This window comes from Chitinophaga sp. CF418, assembly GCF_900142925.1.
GTDB lineage: Bacteria > Bacteroidota > Bacteroidia > Chitinophagales > Chitinophagaceae > Chitinophaga.
In genome coordinates, this window is record NZ_FRCN01000007.1 from 328,637 (window position 1) to 355,608 (window position 26,972).

Annotated in this window: 23 protein-coding genes and 1 tRNA gene; 10 read left to right on the forward strand and 14 right to left on the reverse strand. The window is 43.3% G+C overall.

Features of this window, described 5'->3' with window-relative positions; translation table 11 throughout:
* The first annotated feature begins 201 nt into the window (after positions 1-201).
* From F3I09_RS17505 to F3I09_RS17530, 6 genes are all read left to right on the forward strand, one after another.
* Positions 202-1,695, forward strand: coding sequence for a hypothetical protein (locus F3I09_RS17505; RefSeq protein WP_149696319.1), 1,494 nt, complete (start codon positions 202-204; stop codon positions 1,693-1,695).
* Between the two features lie 24 nt (positions 1,696-1,719).
* A complete protein-coding gene (locus F3I09_RS17510; protein WP_149696320.1) occupies positions 1,720-4,953 on the forward strand; it encodes a hypothetical protein in 3,234 nt (1,077 codons plus the stop codon).
* A gap of 9 nt (positions 4,954-4,962) precedes the next feature.
* Entirely contained in the window at positions 4,963-9,288 is a 4,326-nt protein-coding gene (locus F3I09_RS17515; RefSeq protein WP_149696321.1) for a DUF6443 domain-containing protein, read from the forward strand.
* 2 nt (positions 9,289-9,290) lie between these two features.
* Positions 9,291-9,737 carry a hypothetical protein gene (locus F3I09_RS17520; protein ID WP_149696322.1) on the forward strand — a complete coding sequence of 149 codons (447 nt, stop codon included), beginning with the start codon at positions 9,291-9,293 and terminating at the stop codon, positions 9,735-9,737.
* A gap of 49 nt (positions 9,738-9,786) precedes the next feature.
* Positions 9,787-10,467 (forward strand): DUF4844 domain-containing protein, encoded by a 681-nt coding sequence (locus F3I09_RS17525; RefSeq protein ID WP_149696323.1) that lies wholly within the window; start codon positions 9,787-9,789, stop codon positions 10,465-10,467.
* Positions 10,468-10,824: 357 nt separating this feature from the next.
* Positions 10,825-11,175 (forward strand): hypothetical protein, encoded by a 351-nt coding sequence (locus F3I09_RS17530; protein WP_149696324.1) that lies wholly within the window; start codon positions 10,825-10,827, stop codon positions 11,173-11,175.
* Positions 11,176-11,764: 589 nt separating this feature from the next.
* Here F3I09_RS17530 and F3I09_RS17535 read toward each other — a convergent pair.
* Positions 11,765-12,280 carry a hypothetical protein gene (locus F3I09_RS17535; RefSeq protein ID WP_149696325.1) on the reverse strand — a complete coding sequence of 172 codons (516 nt, stop codon included), beginning with the start codon at positions 12,278-12,280 and terminating at the stop codon, positions 11,765-11,767.
* A 178-nt stretch (positions 12,281-12,458) separates the two neighbouring features.
* Positions 12,459-12,728, reverse strand: coding sequence for a hypothetical protein (locus F3I09_RS34110; RefSeq protein WP_188133850.1), 270 nt, complete (start codon positions 12,726-12,728; stop codon positions 12,459-12,461).
* Between the two features lie 293 nt (positions 12,729-13,021).
* On the opposite strand from F3I09_RS34110, the gene F3I09_RS17540 reads away from it, so the two are divergent.
* Positions 13,022-13,330 (forward strand): helix-turn-helix domain-containing protein, encoded by a 309-nt coding sequence (locus F3I09_RS17540; RefSeq protein ID WP_149696326.1) that lies wholly within the window; start codon positions 13,022-13,024, stop codon positions 13,328-13,330.
* A gap of 185 nt (positions 13,331-13,515) precedes the next feature.
* On the opposite strand, the gene F3I09_RS17545 is transcribed toward F3I09_RS17540, so the two are convergent.
* On the reverse strand, positions 13,516-13,809 hold the full coding sequence (locus F3I09_RS17545; protein ID WP_149696327.1) for a hypothetical protein: 294 nt from the start codon (positions 13,807-13,809) through the stop codon (positions 13,516-13,518).
* Between the two features lie 216 nt (positions 13,810-14,025).
* Positions 14,026-14,322: an immunity 53 family protein gene (locus F3I09_RS17550; protein ID WP_149696328.1), complete on the reverse strand. Its 297-nt coding sequence runs from the start codon at positions 14,320-14,322 to the stop codon at positions 14,026-14,028.
* A gap of 1,170 nt (positions 14,323-15,492) precedes the next feature.
* Here F3I09_RS17550 and F3I09_RS17555 point away from each other — a divergent pair.
* Positions 15,493-15,732: a hypothetical protein gene (locus tag F3I09_RS17555; RefSeq protein WP_149696329.1), complete on the forward strand. Its 240-nt coding sequence runs from the start codon at positions 15,493-15,495 to the stop codon at positions 15,730-15,732.
* Positions 15,733-15,924: 192 nt separating this feature from the next.
* Here F3I09_RS17555 and F3I09_RS17560 read toward each other — a convergent pair whose 3' ends face one another.
* Together F3I09_RS17560 and F3I09_RS17565 are read right to left on the reverse strand one after the other, a co-directional pair.
* Entirely contained in the window at positions 15,925-17,040 is a 1,116-nt protein-coding gene (locus tag F3I09_RS17560; protein WP_149696330.1) for a site-specific integrase, read from the reverse strand.
* Between the two features lie 381 nt (positions 17,041-17,421).
* A tRNA-Leu gene (locus F3I09_RS17565) sits at positions 17,422-17,505 on the reverse strand.
* 309 nt (positions 17,506-17,814) lie between these two features.
* Between F3I09_RS17565 and F3I09_RS17570 the strand changes: the two genes are divergently transcribed.
* Together F3I09_RS17570 and cysQ are read left to right on the forward strand one after the other, a co-directional pair.
* Positions 17,815-18,660: a universal stress protein gene (locus F3I09_RS17570; RefSeq protein ID WP_149696331.1), complete on the forward strand. Its 846-nt coding sequence runs from the start codon at positions 17,815-17,817 to the stop codon at positions 18,658-18,660.
* A 55-nt stretch (positions 18,661-18,715) separates the two neighbouring features.
* Positions 18,716-19,486: a 3'(2'),5'-bisphosphate nucleotidase CysQ gene (gene cysQ, locus F3I09_RS17575; protein ID WP_223233279.1), complete on the forward strand. Its 771-nt coding sequence runs from the start codon at positions 18,716-18,718 to the stop codon at positions 19,484-19,486.
* Here cysQ and F3I09_RS17580 read toward each other — a convergent pair.
* From F3I09_RS17580 to F3I09_RS17615, 8 genes are all read right to left on the reverse strand, one after another.
* Complete coding sequence (locus F3I09_RS17580) at positions 19,483-20,490, reverse strand: hypothetical protein (RefSeq protein WP_149696333.1); 1,008 nt, start codon at positions 20,488-20,490, stop codon at positions 19,483-19,485. The genes cysQ and F3I09_RS17580 overlap by 4 nt on opposite strands.
* Positions 20,477-20,974: an ATP-binding protein gene (locus F3I09_RS17585; RefSeq protein WP_149696334.1), complete on the reverse strand. Its 498-nt coding sequence runs from the start codon at positions 20,972-20,974 to the stop codon at positions 20,477-20,479. Before F3I09_RS17585 ends, F3I09_RS17580 begins: the two co-directional genes overlap by 14 nt.
* Positions 20,975-21,324: 350 nt before the next feature.
* Positions 21,325-21,594, reverse strand: coding sequence for a zinc ribbon domain-containing protein (locus F3I09_RS17590; RefSeq protein ID WP_149696335.1), 270 nt, complete (start codon positions 21,592-21,594; stop codon positions 21,325-21,327).
* 18 nt (positions 21,595-21,612) lie between these two features.
* A complete protein-coding gene (locus tag F3I09_RS17595; protein ID WP_149696336.1) occupies positions 21,613-22,734 on the reverse strand; it encodes a hypothetical protein in 1,122 nt (373 codons plus the stop codon).
* A gap of 76 nt (positions 22,735-22,810) precedes the next feature.
* A complete protein-coding gene (locus tag F3I09_RS17600) occupies positions 22,811-23,572 on the reverse strand; it encodes an SDR family oxidoreductase (protein ID WP_149696337.1) in 762 nt (253 codons plus the stop codon).
* Between the two features lie 282 nt (positions 23,573-23,854).
* A complete protein-coding gene (locus tag F3I09_RS17605) occupies positions 23,855-24,541 on the reverse strand; it encodes an ABC transporter ATP-binding protein (RefSeq protein WP_149696338.1) in 687 nt (228 codons plus the stop codon).
* Between the two features lie 7 nt (positions 24,542-24,548).
* Positions 24,549-25,802, reverse strand: coding sequence for an FtsX-like permease family protein (locus F3I09_RS17610; protein WP_149696339.1), 1,254 nt, complete (start codon positions 25,800-25,802; stop codon positions 24,549-24,551).
* Entirely contained in the window at positions 25,799-26,881 is a 1,083-nt protein-coding gene (locus F3I09_RS17615) for an efflux RND transporter periplasmic adaptor subunit (protein WP_149696340.1), read from the reverse strand. The genes F3I09_RS17610 and F3I09_RS17615 overlap by 4 nt, the downstream gene beginning before the upstream one ends.
* Between the last annotated feature and the right edge of the window lie 91 nt (positions 26,882-26,972).

Genomic DNA, 26,972 nt, shown 5'->3' on the forward strand with positions numbered 1-26,972 from the left:
TTAAATTTACTTCACTCTGGGTTTCAACTAATTCATGTGTTACATTAACAACCAAACGTGACTTATTAATTGTACCCCATATTGCCTTTTGAGTTGAAAGGCAACCTTATACTTTTTTTCAGTTACCCTTAGTACTTATGAAGGAGCAATACTCTAATATATGCCCTTCTCTTTTTTTAAGTAATCCCATAAATATGTCCAATGAGAAAAACTTTACTCCTTTCTTTTCTCCTTCCATTGGGGAGTATTTACGTGTTTGCGCGAGGGGATTGTTCCGTTGCGTTTGTGTGTGCCGATAGAGCGGATCGGTTACATCCGATTGTTTCCCCAATGAGCTATTTCCCGTTTGTTCAGGACTGTGAATGTCGTATGGTAAGTGAAGTATCGGATACGAATGTTCTTGCCGTGCCGATGCAGGAAAAGCTTGCAAAACAAATAAGAGATAAATCCCGAAAAGTTAGCGCTCTGGTTGACCACAACACAGGCAGGGTCTTGAAACGGTGGAAGAAGATAGAAGCCAGTATTGCAAAGGGTGGCAAAAGCACTGCACAGTTAAGTGATCGTAGCGTTTCCATGATGAATAGTTTAAATGATGTTTCGAACTTTAAAAGTACTGTACTTTCTAAAGTGCATGCACAGCAGTTGCTTAATGGAAATCTTGATTCCCTGGTTCTGACAGCCAGATTCCTTGCACAAGGACAGAGACTGACGGGATCTCTCAACAATGATTGGGCAGGTGCTAATCAGGCCGTAAATGACTTTCAGGACAAATTTCTGGAAGCCGAGCGCCTTAAAGCCCTTGTCAGGGACAGGGCCAATGAGCTAAAGAAATTGGGCTTTTTAAAGGAATATTCAAAGTTGTCGAAGGAAGTTTATTACTACGGTGAAAGGATAAGGGAATATCGTGAAATGTTGAACGATAAAAGCAAGCTTCAACGAAAGGCAATGGAAATATTGGGAAAGATGCCCGCTTATCAGGAATTTATTACCCGTAATTCTGCGATTGCCGGTTTGTTCAATCTCGGAAGTAACTATAACGTAGAGCGGAATCTCGAAGGTCTTCAAGTTCGTACCGCTGTGGAACAAATGGTTAGCCGCCAGATCGGTAGCGCACCGGGCGCCGCACAGGTTGTGAGTTCACAGCTAAATGAAGCCAGGACAAGATTTGATGAATTCAAGGCCAAGTTTCCCCAGCTTAATGATGCCGCAGAAATGCCCGACTTCAAGCCAAATCCCCTTAAAGCGAAAACTTTTTTTAACCGGCTCGAATTCGGTGGCAATATCCAGTTCCAGAAATCGAGCCGTTATTTCCCTACCACTACAGATGTTGCCGGCCAGGTCGGCTATAAATTTCATAAGAATGGAATTCTTGGTATTGGAATAGCCTATAAGTTGGGTTCGGGATCGGGTTGGGAAAACATATCGTTCAGTCACCGCGGAATAGGATTTAGGTCATTCATTGATTGGAGATTAAAGGGTAGTTTTTTCTTCAGTGGAGGATATGAACGGAACATGACATCCTCTTTCAGGAATCTTGAAGAGCTGAAAAACTGGAATGGCTGGCAGCAGAGCGGATTGTTAGGCATATCAAAAAAATACAAAAAGAAATCCATTATTGTTCTATACGATTTTTTAGCTGCGCGCCAGTTGCCCCAAACCGATAAGATCAAAATACGGATCGGTCGGAATTTCTAAAGTTTATTTTAATCCTATATTCTAATGCAATCAAAAATCCATTTGGGAGGAGCTATTGCCATAGCTCTTATATTAATCACCCTCATTGCAAAAGCACAGACAAGCACTCCTTTCGATTTAACTTCCCCTACAAAGGTTTATTCTCCATCTGACAATGCAGCTTCATTCGTTCAGATCAAGGATCTGCAGGTGTCGTTTTACACCGGGACACCGCAGGTAAGTTTTGAACTGTTTACGGTCAAGGCTGGTAGTCTGTCACATCGTATTGCGATCAATAATTCAGCCACCGCTATCCGTGTAGAAGAGGAAGCTGGTCCCATTGGACTTGGCTGGTCATTTACTGCAGGAGGTGTAATAACAAGGTCTGTAGTTGGCAATAGGGATGAAGCAGGTTCTTTAGCCGGATACACTGGTTCGGCGGGATTTTTAAACCTTCCACTGTACAGTACACCGAACCCTACTTCCTGGCTTGGTACTTTAACGAATTGCAATAAGAAAGATCTTTCTGAAGGCAAATATGAGTTAACCCCCGATATCTACAATCTCAGTTTTGATGGCCGGTCGGCAAAAATGTTCTTTGATCGCACCGGCACGGCTTTCTTCTCTCCCTTCCAGGCATGGAAAGTGACCGGCAATGCGACGGCAGGTTTTATTGTAACTGTAGAAGATGGAACTCGTTATGAATTCGGCGTCGCCGAAACTTCTACCCATATTACCGACAATAATGCTTCTGATAATTCTACCACGGTCAGCGGTAATACAGCATGGTATTTAAGTAAGATCATATCCAACACACGGAAAGATACCATTTACTTCAATTACACGCTGACAGGCCCCTTTTCACAGACTGAAAAGATTCCGGGAGAATCAAGATATAATCTGATGCCGGGACAACCTATCAATCCCTGTGGTGGAGGATTTGCTGAGCAACAGAAAATAGTAAACGACTTTTCGGTCCATTCCTTTTCGCCATACATGTTAAGCAATGTTACGTATGGAACCGGTAAAATAGATTTTGTTGTGACGCAGGACCGGACCGATACGGATGGAAATAACTATCGGTACCGCGAGATGAATGTTTACAGCAAAATCAATGGTAATTATAGTCAGATCCGCAAATTTACCTTTAATCAATCCAATAGCAATCCCTCTGATACGTCTGTTTTACAAAAGCGGATGTTATTGAATTCCTTCGTCGAATATGGTGGTGCCGACAGTGTCAAGCATAGTTTTGTCTACAATACGCCCGATCTGTTACCTGAAAAGAATTCTATGTCTCAGGATCATTGGGGATTCTTTAATGGTAAAAACAATACGACACTAATCCCATCATTTGGGGAGAATTCGTCTTTTTTTCTTTCGGGCGCAAATAGAAATCCTGACTCCGATTATGTGCAAATCGGGTTACTAAAAACAATAACATATCCAACCGGAGGATCTGTAACGCTTGATTATGAGGCCAATGATTATTCCTTTGAGGGCCTGTCATCGGTATATAAACCCTGGCGTACTGACTCGTTGTATCGCGACACAACACTGTCTGTGAGTACTGTTGGTGGTACAAATATTTTTAAGGATACCCTTGTATTGACGGTGCCCTCAAATATATCGGCTAGCGAAGTGTCGGTTACCTATCGTATTACGGGGCCGATTCCATCTGATCCACCGGCAGATGTGTTCATATACAATTCGTCCTGGACGCAGATCTTTGGCGCAGGTACTTCTCAGGGGAACACGGTTCCTGTTACAACCGTATCATTTCAACCCGGCCAAACCTATTACCTGGTAGTAAGCAGGGAAAACTCGCAGTATAATGCATATTTCTATGCTAATTACAATTATTGGAAAAAATACTCATCGCCTTCCATTTTGAAGTATATGGCAGGTGGAACCCGAATCAAGAGAATTACCTTATATGATGGCATTAGCCATAATAATGATCAGGTAAAGCGTTTTCAATATCAATTAAATGATAGCGTTTCTTCGGGGCATCTTTACAGTATTCCAAAATATGAGGATTATCAATACACCCCCTACTATTGCAATACGGTAAAAGGGGGAGACTGGATGTATTTTACCCGGCATGCTTCCTCTGTTCTGCCGTTGATATTTACACAGGGAAATCCTATCGGCTATGAGAAGGTAATCGTTCTGCATGGTGAAAACGGAGGAAATGGGAGTGAAGAATTTACATACTCCGTTTTTAAAGACGACGGGGGGAACGGTTATCCTTATGTGCCTCAATCAAGCAAGGAGGAATTGAGAGGTCTACCCTTAACGCACAAGGTGTTTACCAGCACGGGATCCATTGTTAAATCGACAACCAACGAATACAATTTCAACAATACAGCTGGTTCTCCAAACTATCGATGGGTATGGGGGGCTAAGTACGGGACGCGAAAATCCAATAACACTATTATTAATGGGTGCCCGGATTCCAACTGGGATTTTATGGGTTTTATGTATCAGGTTTATCAATTCTGGCCGACGCTTAAATCTGTATCGGATACTACCTATGACATGAATACAGGTGCGAAGATCGGTGTAAAGACTAACTACACCTATGACTCTACTAACCTGCAGCTTCTTCAGGAAGATTTTGTGAACAGCGAAAACCAGACTGTAGTGACACTGTACCGATATCCAAAGCATTTTGCGGGTTCTGCGGTGTATGATAGCATGATTGCCAGAAATATCATAAATACCGTCCTGGAAAAGACGGTTACACGAGGTGGAATTCAATCTTCCAAAGAGAAGACAAACTATGGCTTTTTCAGCGGTTATATTGCTCCGTCCTCTTTTCAGTTGGTTTCAGGTCTGGGCAGTGTGGAGACTCGACTTCTGTATTATCGTTATGATAACTACGGCAACTTACTGGAGCAGGGTAAAACAAACGATTATAGGGAACTTTATATCTGGGGATACAACAACGAATACCCAGTAGCTAAAATTAGCGGTAGTACGGAGGCGGCGGTAAATGCCATTTCACTCAATAATAGCATTTTACAGAATCCTTCAAGTGATAACGCCCTTCGAACGGAGCTTGCTAAGTTAAGGAACGGACTGGTCGGATCCAGCGCTCAGGTGACAACTTACACCTACCTCCCACAGATAGGGCCGACGACACAAACTGATCCTTCAGGACAAGTAACTTACTATGAATATGACCTGATGGGCAGGGTAAAGGTCATAAAAGATCATGACGGAAAGGTTTTAAAAACCTTTGAGTATAAGTATCAACAGCCGATCACACAATAATTTGACCCCATGAAAAACAATATATCAAAATGGCTTGCCTGTCTTTTGCTGGCATTTCTGATAATAGCGCAGGTATCAGGTCAGAATATTCCTAAGAATAGCTTAAAGCCTGCTGCAACCCCTGTTGCCACACCGGGCGCTTATAGTATCACAACCACCAATTATATCCGTACCTGGGAACCGAATATGCCATCCTCCGATACCGCGGTCATTAAATCCCCTTCCAGAACGGCATCCGAAGTTCGAGTGACAACAGATTATGTCGACGGGCTTGGAAGGCCAATTCAGACGGTTGTAAAAGGCATCAGTCCAACGGGGAAAGATCTTGTGACTGCTTTCATTTACGACCTTTACGGACGTCAACAGTTCAACTATTTGCCCTACACGCCTAAAGCGGGCAATACTTCGGACGGAAAGTTCAAAACTGACCCTTTTAATGCACAAAAGGCATTTTATCAGGATACCCTTATAAATCCAGCAGCGGCGGGAGAAAACGTGTATTATAATCAAATTGAGTACGAGTTTTCGCCTTTAAATCGGGTTCTTAAAGGTTATGCAGAAGGCAATGCCTGGGCGAAGGAAGGAGGAAATAGACCGATAACCTCCCAACAACTGGTGAATATGGTTGCAGACTCTGTAAGACAGTTTATGCTCGCCGCAGGTACTCTCATTCCGACCAGTACAGGATTCTATCCCGCAGGACAGCTTTATAAAACGATAACGACGAATGAAAAAGGTATAAAAACGATTGAATTCAAGAATAAGGAAGGGCAAATGGTGCTTACCAAGAAACAACTGTCAAATGCGCCCGGAACAGGCCATATGGGTTGGATATGTACATACCATGTGTATGGCTTGGATAATAACCTCGCTTTTGTTCTGACTCCCAAGGCCGTTGACATCATCAAAGGGAGTTGGACCATTTCAACGGCTATTGCCCATGAGCTATGTTTTATCTATCGATATGATAAAAGGAAAAGATTAATTATCAGCAAGGAACCAGGGGCTGATTCAACGGAAAATGTGTATGATCTCAGGGATCGTCTGGTCATAACACGCAGTGGAGTGCTGAAGGGGAGGGGCATGGCTATAGTTAACTACTATGACTCCTTGAACAGGATAGCACAGAAAGCCCTTTTCTATACGGCATCCAGTCGTATCGATATGCAGGCCGCACTTGATACTGCGGTCAATGCAGATCCAAAGAATGGTATACCTTTTCTCACATCGGGTCAGCTCCTACCTCAAGAATACACCTATTATGATAACTATAATTATACCGGTAAGCACAATTATTCCGCGACGGATGTTTCTAATAGCCGATCCGGAAGTAACCCCTATCCCGAAGGCCTTCCTTCAACACCCAGTACACTGATTAAAGGACGTATGACGGGAAAGCGACTCTATGTACCGGCAGGAGAGGGCTTCTGGCTGACCAATACTTATTATTATAATGATAAGGGGCGGCTGACTCAGTTCATTGCTGAGAACTATTCCACTGGAAAAGATATCATGAATCACACTTATGACTTTTCGGGTAAGATACTGTCCATCTTCGAACGGCATACGAACCCGAAAAGCACGTTGACGCCTCAATCCACATTGGCCACGATGTATCATTACAATGCGGCCGGAAACATCGATTCGGTAAAAAAAGTATTGAATGAGAACACCGCTTTTCAAAAAACGATCGCCTTGTCCGCTTATAATGAACTGGGCACCCTCTCCAGTAAGCGCCTGGAACCGAATGGTGGTACTGAACTGGAACGGCTCAACTTGGACTACAATATCAGGGGATGGATCAGAGGGCTCAACAAAAGCTATGTCAACACATCCGGCAGCACTTCAAACTGGTTTGGTCAAGAAATCTGCTACGATCTAGGATTTGATAGTTCTTATTATTCGGGCGCTATCAGTGGGGTTAAATGGAAGGGCCGTTCAGACGGTATTGCCAGAGCTTATGGATATCAATACGATCCGGCCAACAGATTGGTAGGAGCATATTTTACGCAGCAAAATGAAGGCTCCAGTGCCTGGGCACAGAATTTGGTAGATTATTCCATGAGTGGATTGACCTATGATATCAATGGCAATTTACTTACGATCAAGCAGAGAGGAATGAACGGGATTACGCCTGTTACCATTGACAGTCTGAAATATGGCTTGTTGTCAAATTCCAACAAACTGGATTTTGTCACCGACAAGGTTAATAATCTCTCAAGTAAACTCGGTGACTTCAAAGAAATTACCAATAACGAATCAACTGACTATCTCTACAATCCCAATGGTGATGTCTGCAAAGATCTCAACAAAGACATTGATTCGATTTATTATGACCATAATAATCTTCCGGCCTATATCAGAGTTAAAAATAGAGGTGACATTTATTTCGTTTATGCCGGCGATGGAAGAAAGGTTGCCAAAGTTGTAATAGATACAAGTCAGAACGTTCGGATTCTCACAACAGATTATTCTGGAGCTTTTGTATACATGCAGGATACCCTCCGTTATATAAACCACGAAGAGGGGCGAATACGAGCAATCTATAAAACGGGACGCCCCATCGAATATGCCTTTGATTATTTTATCAAGGATTATCTGGGCAATATCCGTAGCGTAATAACTTCAAAAAAGGATACGAGTGTTTATGCGGCAACGATGGAAACAGCGGCAGCTGGTGTTGAGGAGACGTTGTTTGCTAACATATCTACTACAAGGACAGCAAAGCCTACCGGTTATCCTATTGATAATACGACTAACCCCAATAACTATGTGGCTAAACTCAATGCTTCCTCGGGACAAAAGATCGGTCCGTCCCTGGTACTCAGGGTGATGGCCGGAACGGTGGTTCAATTCGGTTCAAAAGCGTATTATACCAGTTCTTCTGCAAATACTTCCGGTAGCACTGCAGCAAGTATGACAACAGCCATTCTGCAGGCATTCGGCACAGTAGGTGTTATTGATGGCGTGCATGCTGGAGGCGGTCCTGGATCACCGATAGTCACTTCATTCAACAGTGGGACTTATACCGATCTGTTACAACAGGATCCCAACCAGAACCAGTCCGCCCAGCCTAAAGCTTACCTGAGTTACGTTGCCTTTGACGATATGTTCAACATGATTGACGAAAACTCTGGCGTCAAGCAGGTTCAGGGCAGTGCCAATAGCTTACTGACCTTGTCCGGACAGGTAACGATCAAAAAAACTGGATTTTTTTATATTTATACTAGTAACGAAAGCGCCACGGATGTTTACTTCGACAACATAATCGTCAACCACCTTGATGGTCCTTTGTTGGAGGAGAATCATTATTACCCCTACGGGCTTTCTATGGCCGGCATAAGTAGTCGGTCACTAAAAGGAGTAGGATATCCTGAAAACAAACTTAAATTCAGTGGAAAGGAGTATCAGGATAAGGAATTTAGTGATGGTTGGAATCTGGAGTTGTATGATTTCGGCGCAAGGATGTATGATCCCCAGATCGGAAGGTGGCATGTCCCCGATCCTCTATCATCAAAATTCCCATCGGTATCATCTTATGTATATGCCCTGAATGATCCGGCATTTTATGTCGATCCGGATGGAATGGATGTGGTGCCGATCGAGGGAGGCTCCCAATACACCGGAGATGATATAAAGGATATATTGACACAGATTAACAATGGAAAAGCGGCCCAGGTAGTTCAAAAGGCAGGAAATGGTCCGGGCCCTAAAGGGAAAGGTCAGTCCAAGCAAGCGTTTGCACCGGCATTACTGCCGTTTTTGAGTGCGGGAGAGGTCTTGACTGGAGGAGCTGTTGCTGGTGGTTTATTCAAGGCACCGACTTCGGATGACTGGCTGGCGGCACTCAATGACTTAAAATATTCTTTGGGACGTCTCGAGTATATTCCCAATGGTGGTAGAATCGGTTATCTGATTGATCAATTGCAGGAGTATTATGGTTCACTCTCAAGACCGAGAAGTGTACCTTACGCGGATCCTGTGCTGGCTCAGAAAATGTATGATGAATTAACGGGATTACTTAAAAAAGTTTTAAATAAAAAAGGTTTCGTATATAAATTAGTAGCGACGAAAGATGGAGATTACAATGTATATGCTTTTGGATCAAATATTCCCGTGGACAAGGTGCCTTTGAAAAAAGGTGAGATTTGGAAATACGGAGAATCGACGTCAGAAGATAGGTATGATGATGCGTACCTGAGAAAAGAAGGTGTTCGGTTGCAGAAATTAGCAAACGGCACCCAGGTTCAAATCAAGGCAATGGAGAAGTTTTTATTATATGGTTATTATTTTCAACACGGGGTTTTACCTCCGGGCAATAAAATTTTTAGATAATTATGCAAGTAGCCTTTGTTACAGTTACCTCGGTTGACCTGGGAGATCAATTAGATGTCATCTATGATGTAGACGAAGATTTCGAGAACTTCTTTGCGGACAAAACTTATGGCGATGATTTAAAGTACCTGTTGATCAGGTTGGAGTGCAATAGTCCAAAATTTGCGGAAATGAAAAAGCCGAGAAAGCCAAAGTATCGCAGGGAAGGTGCGGTTGAAATAATGCACGGCACCCAACAACAAACGGATGCACGTAGTTTGAATTATGAAATTATTCTGGATTTCTCAAGATACGACAAGGTAGAAAGAGAAATTGTTGTAAAAAATCTGGCCCAGGATATTTTGAATTCACTGGATGTGATAAAAACAGTGAAACAGATCAAGGATTTTCAGCTGGACAAATTTCGTGATGATTTAGCAAGATTTTTTCAAGAAATCAAATGGATGTAATTAGTAACGTAAGCTGATAATTTAGATTATTTGCGCTAAAATATAGGAGATGTCCCCTTCAAATTTTGATGAACATGTTGATATTGCCGGCAAACTGATTGCTTTCCGGGAAAGGGAGAAGTTTTCAGATAAGGCATGGAAAGATCGAGGATTACGTCCATCGGAAAGAAAAGTTTCCGACTTTTTACAACAGATCTTTGATGAATGCACGGATCAACTCATTGAGCTTATCAATCTTAACAAGAGCAAAAAGGCGCTGCGTTCTAGTCTTATTGCTGTATTGGACCGAATTGATAAAGATGAACTTGATACCGAAGAAAAGGAATATGTGACAGAGTTAATGTTCGAACTCTCAAAAATTCTTGAAGTTGATATAAAGAGCGACCTGAACCGTTGGCTTTACGGTGTTGTCATGGCCACACTTTTAAAGGCTGGAGGAATCCTCTCCAGCCTGAAGGGACCGTTTACTATAGTAAACCAACCCTGCACAAAATGTGGAGCCGACCTGAAACTGGTGATTAAAAGAAAGGATCCACAGGTGCCTTCGTTTTCCTTTGATGTGTTGAAATGCAATAACTGTGGAGAACTGAACCTATTCGACCGACAGCCAGGAATCAAGCAATTTAGTTATGAAAATGCCACGATTGTCGCTCATTTAGAGAGGAAAAAGTTCACCAAAGAGCAGGCACTCAATAAATTGGAGGAAATGAAAGACCAAATGGATAATTAGCTGACGGTATAGCGGCAGCGGCGCCTATTACAGCATGATCAGCAGCAGATTTTCTACCGCAGGTTTGTTTGCGGTACTCACGCTTGTCATCGCTTGCGCGAAAGGCGCCCTTTGAGTCGGCTGTTTGGTTTTAGTTTCTGTTGCTGCTTTTGTTTGTCAAGCAGCCCTATCACCTGCTCGCTCAAAGCATAAGAGTCATAATCTTTTCCACAAACCTCAAAACAGCGCGACTTTACGGTATCGAGTAGTTGCACCTCAGCGGGCGTAAAAACAGGTGTTTGCTTTCCTGGTATATTGTAGTCTCTCATATTGGTATCCGAATGAAATCGCAGCTGATAGCTTACCTGGAAGGATGCTATGAAGTTTATCACATCGCCGGAGGGCATCTCAACCCTGCAAACTCAGATAGATAACAGCTCAACCACCACCCAGACAATTAATCATGTTTGTCAGAACATAGACCTGGTGTTGGAACAGCATGACGGAACACCACTGTATCAGGCTACATCAAGCATCTCATTATTGCCAGGATTTGATTCCGGCAGTGATACGTTGATAGCAGAGATTAATGCTTCGGCAACAGGTGAGACCGTTTCCATTAAGCCGAATAACTATCTGAGCGACCTGGTTGATGAGCGACATATTCCCACCTATCAGATGATGAAACACTTCCATAAGTATGAACTGGTTTGTGGCGCCCGGCGATAGGCATACGCCTGTCATTATTACTGAAGTGGATGTTTTATGATTAAAAGCCTGCGTGAACCAGCACCGCGGACGTGAAGCAGGAAGCGGCGTATTGTGAAGGTTTACGCTGATCCTTATAAATAGTGACAAAGCAGACGCCCTCGACAGGACGCGTTTTGTTACCTCGAATTTCTAGGATGCGTATGATGAGAAAGCCGCTTGCTATCCTTGAAAAAATGGAAACACCCCCAGTCAAGAGGCATGCTGATAGCTCAAAAGGCGGGCGATGCAAATAAGGCTGTAGTTGGCAAAACTTGTCATGCTTAAATTAACGAATCATGGAAGACGACGCTTGAAAAACCAAATTCAGTTAAATAATGTCTATGTAGATTGGTCTCATAGAATGGGCGCTCGTATTCGAAAGCCCATTCTATGTTGCTAATGAAGTTATGATATTTTCTCTCACAATCCCATTAATATACCATTAATTCAATGTGTCGAAAATGGCACATGTCTTGCATTGAAGGCATGCTTATATATACAGTGGATGCAATCATGCCGTTGTAAAAGCCGAAATTGTTCATTTCCTGAATATTGGGAATAAGTATATTTACCCGATCAATATAAATCGTTCTTCCAACGCTTTGTGTGAATAGGTTTTAAAAATATAATCGACTTCTTCTTCTACTTGCTGTGGAGTATTGAAGACATCCAGCAGATGTTGGGCTGTTTCGTATATGTGCCACTGCCGGATGACAATAACACTGTGGCTGGCTACGACGATATTTTTCATATTGAGCAGATAGAATGTTAAGCGCGTAGGTGCAAATCTCCGTTTCAAAGTCCAGTCGGCAAACTCCTTATCGCTTAATGCCATCGTGTTCGGCACAAAGTAAAGCGGTCCCATTGGTGTTTGCATCTTTACCAGCGGTATAGGACCAATGGCTGCGAAATAAACTTTAAACCCGCCCTGCTTCACAAGCATTGCATGCTGTTTTGGCGTTTTGGTATAATAACTAATGTTGAATAACGTTGTGGTGAAGTTTAAGTAGTGGCCGCCTGTTTTGGTGCCGGTAGGCATGGGCACAGGAAAGACCTCCCCAACTGCTACTTCTGGTGCTATCATAAAACTTTGTTTTGGATGTTAGAGCAATAAGAAAGTGGTACAGGGTAGATACCCTGCAGCCATGTTGTTACCGAGCCAGCGTTAATGGCTCTTATATACCCCTGAAATGTATATTATTGAATAATTGTGGCCCGGTGCAGGCCTACGTGCTGGAGCCAAACTGGTGCGCCGCTAAATGTCAATTTAGCTGGTCGCGTGTGGAAATGATCTCTTCGCATTCCGCTATAGCCGCCTTAAGGCTGGCGACGGCTATCTGGGCAATTTTGTCTTTGTCTGCATTACTACATTTAGGACCAGAATTCCTTATGCGGCGATAGTACGTGGGGATACTGACGGCACATTCTTCCAATATTTTGTCCCTGAATTTGTTGGGAAGGGCAGAGAAAATACAGTGCACCAATTGCACGAAGGACGATGTGTTTGGAACTGATTCTTTAATTTTTTTCATTGATTTTGCATTTAAACAGGACACATGAATGCAGAAACCAACGTTAAAAGAAAACGTGGGCCTCTACGTTGATGTTCCCTGGCACTCCCCAGTGCCTTGACCAAACAACGCGAGCGCCCACGCTAGTGCATGGCGCTACTCGACGTTGTCTTGTTGGTCGTTTGAAATGGGGAGTTTCGGGAACCAAGACAATTTCGATGCGAAAATCTTATGAAGATCGCAAAGCTATATAAAATTATTTACCGGTGATGCTCTTATTAATCCATTCTTACTCAGTTTAATAACGGCAAGTTATGGAAAAAACAAATACGATGTCCGATCGGACATCGGTTTTTTCAAGAAATCTTTTCAATTTCATTTTGATGAATAACGATAAAGAAAAAGATTACCAGTATATTTTAGACCGTGTAGGCCAAAGATTGGTGAAATACCGTAAGGGCAAGAATATGTCAGCGCGACAGCTTGCCGCAGAAACAGGGTTTGACCAGGCCTGGCTAACTAAGGTAGAAAAGGGCCAAAAAGACCTCAGGCTAACCAGTGTCTATAAATTGGCTGAGCAGACTACTGGGGATGTATTTTATTTTTTGAGGGAAGATGAGTAAGTTTCTATAATCTTGACTTATTCATGCAGAACGGCCCCAACAATTCCATTGTATATGCAAGAGAGGTTTTCCCAGCCAACCGAATAGCGTGAACGTTGTTGAACAAATTTTCTGAACAACTTGTATGCATGCCAAGGGCGACGAATCAATCAGACTTAGGTCTCGGTAATGGTGTGTATGAGAGACTATAGCCAGCCGTTTTCTTTGAAGAATTGTTCGAAGTCGGCTTTGAAGCGTGGGAGGTCAAAGTCTGTTATTTTTTTGACTTTGGCGATGGCGTCCAGGGAGGCTAAAGCGTCATGTGCGAATAGAAGTTTACTCTCCTTTGTATTGAGGTACTTTTCAAAGTCCAACTTAAGGTCGAATGTCAGATACATAGCCGGCGTTGTCAATTCCACTCCACGATGCGTATATGTTTTCTCTTCGGTACGATAATTGGGCCTGCGAGGTTTGAAAAATTGCTCGAACCTGGGACTCATGCAGACAACGCCAATTATAAGTGATTTTAGATGTTCTCCATAATCCTTTTCCCCGAAATAGAATTTTAGCTGCGCTGAGTCAACGTGTATGTCTAAAATCTTTCCTTCTAGCTCAATAGAAGTTTCATAAGTAAAGGCTACGTCCATGTTTAATATTTGATTGGCATGTTTGATTAAGGGAGTTATGATAAGGAGCTTTTAACTGGGTAATTGGGCCTATGATTTAGCTTCTGCTATCTCCCGAAACTTTGACAAAAGAAATATCAGTTTACTATTATCACCGCTCGCCTGAAATTCTGTGTCTTTAATCCTGTAGAAGTACCAGTCATGATCCGATTGTTCAATAAGACCTGAGTCGATTATTCTGTCTTCTAAAGGCGTATCCCGGAGGTCAATTTTAATATACCATCCAGGATTGCCAACGGTGTGAATTTGGATTTGATTTTCGCGTTCCCATTCTCCATCACAATTGGTATCGAACCACTTAATAAGCCATTCTAGTATGTCAGCCATCGCACCCCTGTTTTATAAATGAAATTTTGCAGAAAGATAGTGGATTTTTGCACTTGCGTAGCGGGCAAATGAAAATTAATCTTTGCTCATGACTTTACTCTTTGCTGTCTATTTGAACCGGGAGGTACGAAGGTTTCTTTTCTATCAGTTTGCTCTTTTTCCGCTGTTTTTACAGATTTTCAAGTCTAACCCACGACTCCGGAGTAAGGGGTTCCAGGTAGTTTGTCCGACAAACTGACACCTGGCCGATAGAGCGAAGCCACTATCTCGGCCTTGAAAGGCCCTGTTTTGCGCGACCTGGCGGGCCTTTGACGTCATGGCTTGGCTAAAAGTAGCTCTGATGAAGGTTTTCAAAAGGTGCTGTCTTCCTTGGCTGCTGCCGACCGAGGAGAGAGTTGGTCAGCAGTATTTTAACGAAAGTCTGTAGCCAGTTACGGGCCTTTCAAACGATTAAAGCAGCCGTTCCCTACTGCTTTTTTTAAACCAAGGAAGGCCACTGATTTAAGTCCCTTTAGTCCTAAACAGACCTGTTTTTCTGGTATTTCGTATCGACAAACATCCATCTATAAACGGTTATGCGTAGCCTGCAAAACGTGCTGCAAAAAACCGAAAACCAATGTACGTGATCCACTGATTTCCTGTTCCTTTTCAACTGATTTATGGGATTTCGGAAACATAGTTGCGGAGGAAATCAGGAGCTTCTAAAAAGTTGGTGAGGAAGGACCGAATCTGACAAAAAAGGATTTAAAAGACACACAAACTATTTGCACCGTGGATGATTCTTTTGGCCTTAGTTTCGCATGTAATCCCTTGCGAATTTCAAGGCTGTTTTAATCCATTCCGACGGCTAATTTGTAATGCCGCCTTTGCAGATGTTGCGACGAAACTGTCATCCAAAATTTGGTACTTCTCAAACGGTCTATCCTCACCATATTATGATTGGGATCAAGTAGTATTCGTTTTTTATTTTTGTTATTCAAAAGTGAAGGAGAAAAGGAGTTTGAGAATGATTATGGGGACGGTAGTAACGAAAGAATTTCAGAGGCAATTAAGATGGCTATTAGTCGTAAGTTTTGAGCAGATTGCATTGAATTTGCAAGCGCGACTGACTAAAGGGCAGTAGAAGAAGACTGTGTAAATTGACAATCAGTATTAAGTAAATGTAAGACTATGGTGAGGAAAGATGAAATGCTGGTAATGAGGGCGATCGCAATATGTTTCAAACCCTATTTAAAGCCGGAGGAAGCGTTGATATATACCAACCTGCGCAGGACCCAGTTTGCACAGAAATGCAAAGAGCATGGTATATATAAAAATACAGCGGGCTACTATAGCAGAGAGGAACTTGATTTGTTTATGGGAGGAGAAGAAACAAAGATTGTACGGAACGAAGCTAATACAAAAAGATGAAGGCCTTTTGTAAACAAGGCCTCTCCATTGTTTGAAACCATGCCAGGATGGGGAAGGGGGAACGGCGCGGCAGCAGCGCCTTCCCCGGTCTTCGAATTGATTTAAATGGCCAACCATTATAAGCCGTTAAAACAAAAAAATTATAGTTTCTAAACAAAAGGAAGGGACGGCAATTTTGCGCCCCTTTTTCATTTACTCAGTAAACCGTAAATAATCAGGCAAGACATCCGGAATTGGAAGGTTGTTGACACTTTCCATTTGGTTCTTTGGCCTGTGACGTTTGTATATCTCAGACACCTGTTTGGTCGTAGTATGTCCCAATAAATAGGCAACTGTAGCCGTATCAACAGACTTGTCCTGCAGGAGGATGGAATAGGTAAGACGTGCCGTCTTGGGTGTAACATTCTTATTAATACCCCTCTTCTTAGCCCAGTCCTTGATTACATCTATCGCCGCTTTATGTGATGGTAGATTGAAAACCTTTTTTGTGGGAAGTATTGTTCCTCCCAGGTATTGCTTGCGTTTGCGAAGTAGCGCTATTGCCACATCATGTAAATGCAAGATGACAGGTTGTTTGGTTTTTGCTTGTACCATCCGGGTGGTGTACTTAAAACCATTGATTTCTCCCCATTCTAAATTCTCGACATCACACCAGCGCACACCGGTATACAAAGCAAAGATGAATGCTTCTATAGTTTCCTGGATCTGAGGTGGGGGAGGGGCGGCGATGAATAGTAAAAATTCGTCCACTTCTAAAAAGTCCGGAAGTTTTTCACTTGGATTTTTGGTGGCTGGAATATCGTCGGTCGGGCAAATCTTAAAGTAGCCTTCGCGGGTCGCGCTTTCTAACATCCTTTTGAAGGTTGCAAAATAATTCTGTGGCGTTTCACCTTTCAATGTATCCAGCAGATGCCTCCGGAACCGGAAGCAAAGATCATATGTGATTTCAATGGGAGCTACCCTGGGCCGTTTGATCCAGGTTTTAAATTTGCTAAAGCAGCAGCTGAGGTGCCTGTTATTCTCCCTCTTATTATTTTCGACGAAGTCTGAGTAGTAATCAAGGAAGTTTGCCTTAAATCGGTGCTCAGGAATATAGCCAGTTCCAATCGCTTGCTGTTCCAATACCTGCTGTCCTTGTTTTACTAACAGGAGATCTTCTGTTTGCCTGTTATGTTGTTTTTCAATGGCGTTTGCCGGCTTCGCATATAAAAACATACCCGTCGTGGCCCGATCACCTTTAGCGCGGCCATAATCGTAATACAGGTAGATCTTCTTTCCGTTTGGGCTTTTCTGTCTCACAATTTTCATACTCCAACAATTTTAACGGTCAGCAATGATTGAAGCAATGAATATGCCCGTAATAGTGTTGGCAGGGCACCAGACACCCAAACGAACAAACGCGAAAACAACTGGAAAGAAAAAAGATCTTCTGATACACCTTGCCAGATTGGCACCGACTGACAGGGAAGAACAAGTATGTCAGCCTTTTTAGTCAAACCGAATACAGTGACTAAAACTTTGCATCGTGTGTGCAGGTTAAATTCCTGTGGAGTGCAGGTTAATTTTTTAGTCATTACGTTAGTCAATTTTTAGTCAACGATGGTGGTCGTAACCGAAAAAAAGCGTCTAAAACCGACAATGACTAAAAATAAAAAAGGTTGTAAGTCAAATACTTACAACCTTTCAGTGTGCCCAGAACAGGAATCGAACCTGCACTCCGTTGCCGAAACAAGATTTTGAGTCTAGCGCGTCTACCAGTTCCGCCATCTGGGCAAGGCAACTGTCCTTCAGTTGCGGGTTGCAAATGTAGCTAATTTATTCAAAATACCAAATATTTTTTATACTCCGGCTCCGCCAGCCAATGCCCATTCCCGGGCCGCAAAACATATTATTAAAATCCCCCATCTCCAGACTTACCTTATAGCCCCCGCACTTCAATCATTACCCCCAATGACCAGCATCACCTTTTAAAACCATCTATATAAGTACCTTTATATTCGCTATAGTACACGAAATCGCCTGAGGCCGGCCGAGGCGGGTGTACGTAGTCGAAAACTATTTGATCGCCATAAATCCGTCGATATGAAAACAATATTAGCACTTACTGATTTTTCTGAATGTGCAAATAACGCAGTTAATTTTGCAGTACAGTCTGCGAAAATACTTCCCGCAGAAATTATCCTGCTTCATGCCTTTAATGTGCAGTCCGACCTTTATACGGAGTATGTGGGATTGGAAAAGGAATTTAACAATTCACTTCATGACGATGCCAGTAAAAAATTACTGGATATCAAAACAAGTATTGAAGAAACTGAGCAGGTTACCGTAAGCACCAAACTATTCAAGGGTACGGTAAAAGACGCTGTAGAGGAAGCTGTTGGCGTGACAGACGTTGATCTTATCGTAATGGGCGCCATGGGGGCCAGTTGGTTGAAAGAGAAGCTCTGGGGCAGTACCACTGCTTCCATCATCGGCAGTACAGACGTACCTGTTATGGCAGTGCCTCACGGATACGAATGGAAGAAGCCCGAAAAGATGTTGCTGGCAACAAATCATTTTGAGAAAGAACCTGATATATTAAATTACATCTTTGAAATGGCAGATTTGTACATGGCCCGGTTACAGGTGACTGTATTTACAGGCGAAAGTGAGAAAACCGCTTCTTCTCTGGCGCATTTCCGCAATATACCCAAGTATGAAAAATTGCTGCAACGCCACTATCCTGAAGATACACTTACTATCTCACATCTTTATGGACCAGAGTTTGAGGAAACGCTTCAGAAATATATAAAGGAAAAAGAAATAGACATATTGGTAATGATCACTTACCAAGAGGATGAAGGCATCTGGAGCAGGTTATTCCATCCCAGCAAAACAAAAAGTATGAGCTATCATACCTCGATTCCATTGCTGGCTATACCTGCATGAGGAATATTTTGTATTTTTAGTTCATATTAGATCATCAGTTTCAAAAATATCATCGTTGAAAGAATTGCTTGAGCTAGCAGAAAATGCAGCGATCGAGGCTGGAAAAGCAGTCATGGATGTGTATGACTCCGCCGGATTTCACGTGGAAATGAAGCAAGGCGAAATGCCGGTGACAACAGCCGACAGGCTTTCGCATGATATCATCACCAGGTGTCTCAAAACTACAGAACTGCCGGTGTTGTCTGAAGAAGGCAGGGATATTGCGTATCAGGAAAGAAAGGACTGGGACTATTTTTGGCTCATAGATCCTCTGGATGGTACAAAAGAGTTCATTAGGAAAAACGGCGAATTCACCATAAATATAGCCTTGATGTTAAAGAATAAACCGGTGGCAGGTGCTATCTATGCACCCTCCAGGGATCTTTTGTATCTGGGTAGTGAAGATACTGGTGTTTATAAATATGAACAGGGTGAAAGGGTGGAATTTGCACTGTCGACTCAAAGACGCAGTATGAATGATCTGCTGGATATGCGGGAAATAACCGCTATTGTTTCCAGATCCCACTTGTCGCCTGAAACAAATAAGTTCCTCGGGCAATTTTCAAATGTCACCGATACAACAATGGGCAGCTCACTTAAGTTCATGCTGCTGCTGGAAGGCAAAGCCGATATTTATCCCAGGTTAGGACCAACGATGGAGTGGGACACGGCTGCAGCACATGCCATTTTAAATGCCTCAGGCAGGGGAGTATACCAAATGGATCTGCAATCAGAACTTGATTATAACAAACGGGAGCTGACAAACCCGTTCTTTGTCGCATTTTAGGCCAGTTGGCTAACATAATGTTCCATTAAGCTGAGATACTTTTCAGTTTGCGTCAGGCATTCTTTTTTTGTAGTGATATCGGCAGCACTGCCGGCCCTTAAACTATTAACTTTTGCCCTGACATTAGCCCGGTAACTTTTATAATAGATAAAAAGCTGCGCTTCTTCCTGCGTTCTCATGGAAGGGAAAATACTGTTGTAGCGTTTAATGAACAGATTTGACAGGTCCTGCCTGTGGGAAGCATCCAGGTCCATACATAGGAAAGCAACCTCATTCAATACATCAATCTGCCGGAAATTATCATTGAATTCAATGCAGTCAAAAGGTTGAGGTGTAGATAGCAGAAAGATATTTCTCGTGTGCAGATCACCGTGACAATCCCTGAAAAATCCTTCATTCAGTCTGTTCTGTAATAATGACCTGCATTTCTTCATAAATATATCCGAAGCGTTTATTGCCTTTTCAATAATAGTATGACAATGCTTGTCAAGGTTTTCGCTTAAAAAAGGTTTAACTGTTCCCAGGTCATTAAATTCCTGCTGAATTTCCATGACATCCTTTTCGTAAATAATGTTTGTCTTTTTATGAAATGTGGCGATCTTTTCTGTCAACCGGATAATATCATCAGTAGTTACTTTATTGTCTGCCAACAATACATCCATTTGCAGGCTTCTGTCGATCTTCCGCATTTTTACCGCAAAATCAATTATATCACCTTCCTTTTGACCAATGGAATAGCAGCCTGAATTTACTATTACAGGGACTACATCCAGATATATATCTTCGGTAAGCCTTTTATTTAGTGATACTTCCCTTTCGCAGTAATATTTGCGCTTCTGAAGGGTGGAGAAGTCAAGGAACGAATATGTAATCGGCTTTTTGATTTTATATACATAATGCTCGCCTATCAAAACCCATGATATATGTGTTTCAATAAGGTCGGGCCTTATATGTAGCAACGCGTACTCCTGCTCAATTAGTTTATCAATTTCATTTTTTGTCATCTTGCAGATGGATGTAATCAATTGCTCGTTGTAGCATATCTGTTATGTTTTTATCGGTTGACTGCAATATCAGGTGTTCTCTCTCCAAAGGTTCCCACTGGGCCTTTACAATATGGTAAACTTTAAAATCAGCTTCGCTGTCCTCTCTCTTCTGTTGTAATCTTTCCTGTATCAAAGCCTCCGGTGCCTGTACTTCAATGAAAGTAATGCCGTCTTTTGCTTCCAGAATGAATTTTCTTCTGATATCCTTCCTGTAAAAAGTCCCATCTAGTACGATATCTTTCTTTCGTTGTACGGCCGCTTGCATTTTTTGTAGCATTTCATCATATACCGATAGCTTTTCGTCCGTTGAATAGGTTCTGGTGTTGATCATGGCTTTTCTAAGTCTGTCGGTATTGATATACATTGCGTTGATGGAAGTTGCCAGCCGTTCGGCAAAATAACTTTTCCCTGAGCCTGGTAGCCCCATAATAATTATAACCATAGGTTTAACTATTTCCCGAAGTAAAGAGAATTTAATGAACGGATCAAATAAGAATTGTCGATCACTTTACGCAGGGCTACCACCTGCTATTTCCGGGAGAGCCGTCGGTATGTTCGGATCCTTTACAGGAGTGATTTCAGGCTTGCCCGGGCGATACTGGTGGAAGAGATTTGTCGTTATTATTTTCAGACATTTATAAAACAGGTTAGAACGCAACGCTATGTATGCAAGGCTATTGATGAGGTCCTCCAAGGAAAGACCATATCCTTACCCTCCCAAGCCGCGGCCCAGGGGTGTCAACCTCAAAAGTAATGCCCGGGTATGAAACGGTAGCGCCGCATCGGCCCGCCTTAATAATTAAGGCCGTTCCGCCAGCGTTTCAGGTGGGGAAGGGTGTTAACGGCCATGGAGATAACATCCTGTCCTATATGCCGCTTTTCCATTTCAGTTTTAACTACAGTCCGCATTTCATCCAGCGTCATATTCGGTGTCGTGAATGCGCCGTTCTGATAGCAGTACTTACAATATTCCTTACTGGGAGATCCGTCTTTTTCAGTACCGGCCATTGCTGGATCATCAATCGGCATGCTGCAGCTTTGGCAGAATTTTGCTGTATTCATAATAGTGATTTTATATAATCAGTATCTTGTGATGAGAGAAATGTGCTCGTGCTCATCCAATGCGCCATTGTTAACAAATACTATATCCCCGCCTTTTTCTATAGCAAGTCTTAATACCTGGTCAACAGCGTCTATTACTATATGGTGTGCCTTCTTGCTTCCTCTGAGGTGTAGCTTACCGGTTTGGTCATCAATGAAAGCCGGACAGGTATAGTCTTTCTCAACTATCAGCCGGTAACCGCGGCCTTCATTGACAGCGGCCCAGACATCCCTCATGCCGTCCACCGCATGATGTTGCCATTCTTCCTGTATCAGTTGTAACATAATTGATTGTTGCTTTTCGTCTATCCATGACTTTACTGCTTGCCAAACGCGTTTTTCAAGCGTTTTTACAGCTACATTTGAGTAATTGCCATTGACAGTGGTTATAATATTCTTTTGATGGGCACTTACATCCTGCAACATGGAAATATCCTTTTGAGGCCCCACCACTACTAGAGGCAAATCTCCAAGGTAGGAAGAGAGCAACTGATCCGTCTCGCGGTAAAAGCTCTTCACACGATTGGCCTCATTAGTGGATTTATCCCCCTCAAAGCCTTGTACAGCCGATTGCCCGGAATGGAAACCGGCTTTTGCTGGTTTGTTGTATTCGTAATCATCATGGAAATGCCGGGGGAGTACACCGTCATTTACTTCCTCTAAGCTGTTAAGACGGCCCTTGTAACACTGGACTGCTTTTTCATTCACATGCAGCACCATGTAGCTGATGGCATAATGCTCCAGGTACAATAATTCCCGGACGGAAAAGGCGTCCCCGATATCAACCTTTTTCTGCACGGGGAAAAAGAACTTGACCAGTTTGCTGTAACCAGGAGATACATAAAACCCCAGCCCTTCAGCCGTAAGATCATAATGCTGGTCAAAGTCATCCAGCAATGCCCGCAGGGACTCCAGCAGGGGCGCTGCCTCCTTCGGATACATATTTTGCAGGAAATCGTCTGCTTCCTGAATAGCATTTCCTGCGATCAGTAACGCAGCCTTTTTGTCGAGGGGACCAGTTTCCTGCAGCGATACTATGATAGTCACATAAGGTGCATTTGTCCCTTGTTGTTGCATAATGCTTAATTCGTCTTTTGTCATAGCGTTTTGATTTGATAATGGTTAGGTAAAGTGTGTTAGGTGTCAGTACAGTTTACGGTCGGCTACAATGCTGTGGTCAGGACGCCAGCCATCCTCCGTCGACTGTCAATGAGTGACCCGTTACAAAAGACGCAGCGTCAGAACACAACCAGACAACTGCCTCCGCTACCTCTTCCGGTTCACCAAACCGGCCAACTGGCTCCATTTCGATGAAACGTTGTTCCGCAACCTTGTCTCTTCCCGTGATCCTATCCACCATGGGCGTCCGTATAACCCCGGGACATACGGCGTTTATTCTTATACCTTGTTTTGCATTCTCCAGTGCGGCAGTCTTGGTAAGGCCTATTACTGCATGTTTGCTGGCTACATAGGCCCCCAGATTAGGAAAACCGATAAGTCCGGCTACTGATGCACAGTTGACAATGGCGCCCTTTCCCCGCCGCTGCATATGAGATAACTCATGTTTCATACAAAGCCAGACGCCGGTAAGATTTACTGCCAGCACCTTCTCCCAGTTTTCCTGGGTACACTCATGAGTAGCAGCTGAAATGCCCTCTATGCCGGCATTGTTGAAAGCAAAGTCCAGTCTGCCATAAGTACTGAATGTCTTATCTATGAGCGTCGCAATATCAGCCGCTTTTGACACGTCGCATGGTACAAAAATGGCTTTGCCTCCCATGGCAGCTATTTCTTTCATCGTTACCTGTTCCGCGTCCTCAATTAAGTCTGCTATAACTACACTGGCACCTCTCTTTGCAAAAGCAATAGCAGTTGCCCGGCCTATACCAAAGCTGCCTCCTGTTACTAATGCTACCTGTCCATTGAAGATCTTTTCCATAAGAGTTTATTTTATTATGTTAAGGGAAAATGGCTCCGGCAGAGAACCGGAAGAGAGCAGTAATACTTAGTGATATCAAATTTATGCTTAGGAAAACTTGCAGCCAATGACAGGTATCAATGCAAATGATAATGAGAGTCATTTGATGGCGTATATAGGATCGCTTACTTTGTAATTGTCCGATATATTCATGAAAAACAGATAGTGTGATCGTTAAGAAACCGCAGAGGAAGGAGGAACGGATACTCGGCAAGCTGACATAACACCTGTTGCCATAGTCACCTAATGGACATCAGGTATGATTTTCCCATCTTCCATTTGTATTCTCCTGTGCGTACGGGCAGCAAATTCCTGGTCATGCGTCACAATCAGCAGGGTCTGCTTATACTCTTCAGCAAGCTGCTTAAAAATGTCAAATACCAGCTCACTATTTTTCTTGTCAAGATTACCCGTGGGTTCGTCGCCCATGATGATACAGGGATCGTTGATCAGCGCCCTCGCTATAGCTATACGTTGCTTCTCACCTCCCGACACCTGGTTGGCTTTCTTATTGGCCAGTTTCTCAATCCCAAGCCTGGTCAGTTTCTCCATGGCGTGATGCTCCACTTGCTGTATAGGGTACCTGTTCAGCTTCAGCCCGGGTAACATCACATTATGCAGTACACTGAATTCATTAAGCAGGTAATGGAACTGAAATACAAACCCGATTTTCTCATTGCGCACCCTGGCTAGCATGGCCTCCGGCCTGTTGACCATCGATACATTGTCGATCAGCAGTTCCCCTTCGTAATCAGTATCCATGGTCGATAGTATGTACAACAAGGTCGACTTGCCGCAACCAGACTTACCGGTCACCGTTACAAACTCTCCCTTATTAACCTTGAAATTAATGTCGCTCAGCACCTTCACATCAACCGGATCGTGAAAGTATTTATTAATATTGCGGGCTTCAAGAATGATGTCTGCCATACTTATGTTATTTACCCCTGATGATAACAACCGGATCGATCTTACTGGCCTTCCTGGATGGCAGCCAGCCGGCCAGGTAAGTGGATATGAGAGAGAAGGCGCCGCCAATGCAATAAATGAACGGATCATAACTCACCGGGTAAGTTTTCATAGTAGGTAAGGAGGTAGCATGGAAAGGTAACTGGTCTATTGCCAGCGACAACAGAAATCCCAGTATCAAACCCGCCAGCCCTCCGAAAATGCCAATGCTCATAGCAATAAAGATGAATATCCTTTTCACATCACGACCGGCAAAGCCTGTAGCTTTCAAAATAGCAATGGAATCCATTTTTTCATAGATCAACATGTTGAGTATATTATAAATACCAAAACCGGATACCGTAAGCAACGTAATGCCTACAGCATAAGAAATGAGCGACCGGATAAAGCTCCCCGTTTCAAATTCCGAATTGAGCGTATCTATATCCTGGGCACTGGTATTGAAAAGACGGCTGTACTCCCGTGCCAGGATAGGCGCCATGGTACTGTTCTTCAGCCTGATCTGTATGTCTGTAAGATAATTACGCGTCTTGCCCAACAGCTTCTGTGCCGTTGCCAGGGAAGTAAAGCTTTGCACTTTATCGAAGTCCTGGATACCCGATTGCCATAGTGCTACTACTTTCAGTGGAAATCTTTCTCCCTCCGGCGTTGTGAGTTGCACCATCTCGCCCACATTAACAAGGAGGTTTTCTGCCAGGGCTTTACCAAGAATAATGCTGTTGGGCACTTTCTCAAGCGAAGAAGCATCGCCCTCCACAATATAGTCCGCGAAATGCAATAACGCACTTTCCTGGTATTCTTCAATACCATTTACCGTAGCTGTTATATCGATTGTTCCTTCATTAAAAAAAGCCTGCATGACTATCTTGGAAGCAACTCCGGCAACCCGTTTATCTCTGCGCAACGCTTCCAGGATAGCAATGCTGTTATAAATTTCCTGCCGGTGCCCGGTCGCTTTAATGGAGTGTATAAAATGGTGATCTGAGTGATAGTCCGGCGACAACTGGACAGGCTGAATGGCCGCCGGTTTAATTTCATTATACAGGCGTATGTCGGGCGTACGGTTCAGGAACAGGGAATCCATCATCTCATTGAGCCCCTGCATAAATCCCAGCAGCGCTACAAACATGGTAATGCTGAAAGTAACGCCGATAGCGGCGATGAATGTTTGCCGCCATCGCGCCAACAATAACGACCTGGCAATACTAATGAGTAGTTTCATGGCGCAGGTTTTAAGATGAGATCGTTCACCGTTAAGCCCTTGATGATCTCTACTTTCTGATAATCCATCAGTCCTGTAAAAACTTTCCGCTTTTCCCCGCTCGCCAGTAAAACATAATTCCCCTCCAACAGGCATGCACGTGGGATAACGAGCGCGTTCTCTTTCTGGGCAACTATGATATTAGCTTCACAGGTTAGATTGGGATATAGCACAGGAGGCGGTTGCAGGAATTGTGCCTCTACCGTGAATGTCTTCGACCGTTCATGCATAAATGGTTTGACCTTTGTTACTATCGCCTGGAACAGCTGCCCCCGGTAACTATCCATGGTGATAATAATTTTCTGTTCGGGTCTTATACGCGCAATATCGTATTCATCAACCTGCAATTCCAGCAGAAAAGAAGAGGCATCGCCAATTACAGCAATAGGTTGTTGTATGTTCACCATTTCTCCCTCTTCGACCAGAATATCATACAGCTTGCCGCTGTACTCACTTTTGATTGTATAATCGCCGACCTGCGACTTCGATATCTCCAGGTTCTTTAGCGCTTGTTTTTCTCCGAAGCTGATCTCCCGTTTTAATTCTGCATAGCGAAGGCGGGCAGCGTCGTAATTGTTGCGAGAGGTCTTCCAGGCAAGTTCGCGTTGCTCCAGCTCATTGCGGCTGCCTATCTGTTGGGCCCAAAGATTGCGCTGTCGCTCCAGCTGTATAGCATCCTGTTCCAGCTTCATCTTCGCAAGGTCAATATTTAAGCGCAATTCCGCGATCCTTTGGGAATTGGCTGTCTGTGCAGCATGCTCCGCCGCAATACGGGCGTTCTCTGCCTGTAACTGTGCAGTAACACCCGAAAGTTTCAGTATAGCCTTACCCTTGTCAACCAGATCTCCTTCCTTTACTATCCATTTGTCAGCTATCCCATTGACCCGGGAGAAAACTTCATACTGATTGCTGCTTTTTACGATGCCCGAAGCATATACGGATTCAGTGATGTTTTCGAGAACAGGCGTTGTTTTTTCCTCCTGCCTTTTACAGGAAATACCTATGAAAAGTAAGCTCAGCAGAAGGAGAGGATATTTCATAAACGAAACATTGTGAGTCGCAACTATCTTCCTCAAATTAGTGTTCAAAAAGCAGTCTCCCAATGAGTCTGGTCAATATACCCGGTGATGA